Origin of the sequence: Brachyspira sp. SAP_772, from assembly GCF_009755885.1 — a bacterium.
Lineage (GTDB): Bacteria > Spirochaetota > Brachyspiria > Brachyspirales > Brachyspiraceae > Brachyspira.
The window spans coordinates 1-550 of the sequence record NZ_VYIX01000340.1 but is presented as its reverse complement, the minus strand read 5'-3'; the positions used below and the strand labels follow the sequence as shown (position 1 = coordinate 550).

Genomic DNA, 550 nt, shown 5'->3' with positions numbered 1-550 from the left:
GTACGCGATGAAGTCTATTCTATAAAAAAATAGTGGATTTTATTGGTGAAAAAAACTTATTATTTATTGCTTATTTTTGCTTTATTTACAATCTCTTGTGCTACAACTGTAAAAGTTGATGCAGAAGAAAGGTATCCTAAAATCATAGCAGAAAAAGCTTATACTGAATTTAATAATAAAAGATATAAAACTGCTATAGCATACTATCAGTATATCATAGATAATTTTGATAGAAATAATTTTGCTAAAGATGTTTCTTGGGCTTATTATGAGATTGGTTTCTGTTATTATTATCAGAATAAGTATGAAGAGGCTATAGATTATTTTAATATTGTTATCAATGATTTTGCTGTTTTGCCTCCTAAAGTATTAGCTCAAAAAGTTATGCAAGATATTTATACTAAAAAACCAAAATTGAAACCTATTGAAACAGTAGAAGAAGTAATAATTGATGAAGATATTGAGCAAGTAGTGGAAGAATAATGAAAAAAATTAGTATAATGCTAAGATTGATACTAAGCTTTTCTATTATTAGTATTATTTCAATATT

1 protein-coding gene is annotated in these 550 nt (G+C 25.1%); it reads left to right on the top strand.

Annotation, left to right across the window (positions count from 1 at the left end; genetic code table 11):
* Nucleotides 1-45: 45 nt before the first annotated feature.
* On the top strand, nt 46-483 hold the full coding sequence (locus GQX97_RS14400; protein WP_013243494.1) for a tetratricopeptide repeat protein: 438 nt from the start codon (nt 46-48) through the stop codon (nt 481-483).
* The last annotated feature ends 67 nt before the right edge of the window (nt 484-550 follow it).